The sequence below is a fragment of the Streptomyces sp. SID3212 genome (assembly GCF_009865405.1).
In the GTDB taxonomy this organism is placed as follows: Bacteria; Actinomycetota; Actinomycetes; order Streptomycetales; family Streptomycetaceae; genus Streptomyces.
The window spans coordinates 1-1,744 of sequence record NZ_WWJY01000597.1; the positions used below are offsets into that span (position 1 = coordinate 1).

2 protein-coding genes and 1 pseudogene are annotated in these 1,744 nt (G+C 74.0%); 2 read left to right on the forward strand and 1 reads right to left on the reverse strand.

Going from position 1 to position 1,744, the window contains the following annotated elements; genetic code table 11:
• Positions 1 to 235, forward strand: a pseudogene (locus tag GT042_RS17940) (MBL fold metallo-hydrolase); the annotation flags it as partial.
• An 11-nt stretch (positions 236 to 246) separates the two neighbouring features.
• Positions 247 to 918: a VTT domain-containing protein gene (locus tag GT042_RS17945; RefSeq protein ID WP_202533043.1), complete on the forward strand. Its 672-nt coding sequence runs from the start codon at positions 247 to 249 to the stop codon at positions 916 to 918.
• On the opposite strand, the gene GT042_RS17950 is transcribed toward GT042_RS17945, so the two are convergent.
• The coding region (locus tag GT042_RS17950; protein WP_161309728.1) for an MBL fold metallo-hydrolase at positions 898 to 1,744 on the reverse strand (847 nt) is incomplete at its 5' end. The two genes, GT042_RS17945 and GT042_RS17950, sit on opposite strands and share 21 nt — an antisense overlap.

The window sequence follows — 1,744 nt, forward strand, 5'->3', positions numbered from 1 at the left end:
GCCCGAGCACCTGGACGCCGCGCGGGCGGCCCAGGCGCTGGCGGACCTGTCGCCGGCCGCGGCCGTACCGGTGCACTACGGCACGTACTGGCCGATCGGTCTGGACGCGGTGCGGCCCCATGAGTTCTTCTCGCCGGGCGAGGACTTCGTACGGCACGCGGCGCAGCTCGCGCCCAAGGTCACCGTGCATCTGCTGCGGCACGGCGAGAGCGTGCGGCCGGAGGCCCGCCGGTGATAGATCAGCTCATGAGCCAGCTGCCCACGGAGTCGACGCAGCAGGCCGTCGGCTATCCGTCGGTCTTCCTGCTGGTGACGCTGGGCGCGCTGGTGCCGGTGGTGCCGACGGGGGCCGTGGTGAGTTCGGCGGCGGTCGTGGCGTTCCACCAGACCGCGCCGCTCTCGATGCTGTACGTGTTCCTGGTGGCGTCGTTCGGGGCGTTCCTCGGCGACATGGCGCTGTACTGGCTCGGCCGGCGCGGGGTCGGGTCGAAGAACGGGTCGCGCTGGCTGGCGAAGATAAAGGACCACGCCCCGCCGGACCGGCTGGAGCAGGCGCAGGAGAAGTTGCGGGAGCACGGGGTCACGGTGCTGGTGCTGTCCCGGCTGGTGCCGGCCGGGCGGATCCCGGTGATGCTGGCGTGTCTGCTCGCCGAGTGGCCGTCGCGGCGGTTCGCGCGGGGCGACGTGCCGGCGTGCCTGGCCTGGGCGGCGACGTACCAGCTGATCGGGATCCTCGGCGGCTCGCTCTTCGAGGAGCCGTGGCAGGGGGTGCTGGCGGCGGTGGTCCTCACGGTGGTGGTGGCGGCGGGGCCGGCGCTGTGGCACCGGGTACGTGGACAGGGCGGCGGCCGGGACAGCTCCGGGCGCGGTGCTCCGGCCCCCGAGGGTCCCGGCTCCTCAGGGGGTCAGGAGACGTGAGGCGCCGACCGGCAGGTCCCAGAGCTGGGAGCGCGGCCTGCCGGTGTTCTCCCAGGCGGCCCTGACCCGGGTGAGGGGTTCCAGGACCGGTTCCGCGGAGAGGACGAACGTCGCCCAGTGCATGGGCGCCATGTTGCGCGCGCCGAGATCCTGGCACGCCCGGACAGCCTCCTCCGGATCGGTGTGCACGTCGCTCAGCCACCAGCGCGGGGCGTAGGCCCCGATGGGGAGCAGGGCGAGGTCGATGCCGGGGTGGCGGCGGCCGATCTCGCCGAACCAGTGGCCGTAGCCCGTGTCCCCGGCGAAATACACCCGCTGCCCGTGTCCGTCGCTCAGCACCCAGCCGCCCCACAGCGAACGGCAGATGTCGGTGAGGGTCCGCCGGGACCAGTGATGGGCGGGTACGAAGTCGAAGCGTACGGAGCGGCCGTCGGCGGCCGGCAGTTCGGCGGCCTCCCACCAGTCCAGCTCGGTGACCCGGCCGAAGCCGCGGCGCCGGCACCAGGCGGCGAGTCCCGCCGGGACGAAGAGCGGGGTGGTGCGGGGCAGGCGTTTGAGGGTCGGGGCGTCGAGGTGGTCGTAGTGGTTGTGGCTGATGACAACCGCGTCGACCGGGGGCAGGTCGGCCCAGCGGACGCCGACGGGAGTGATCCTGGCGGGGGTGCCGAGGATACGGCGGGACCAGACGGGGTCGGTGAGGACGGTGAGCCCGCCGATGCGCACGACCCAGCTGGCGTGGCCGGCCCAGGTGACGGCGACGGTGGCCGCGTCCACGGACGGGAGCGGGCCGGGGGCGAAGGGCAGCAGCGGCACGTCCCGCAGCCCC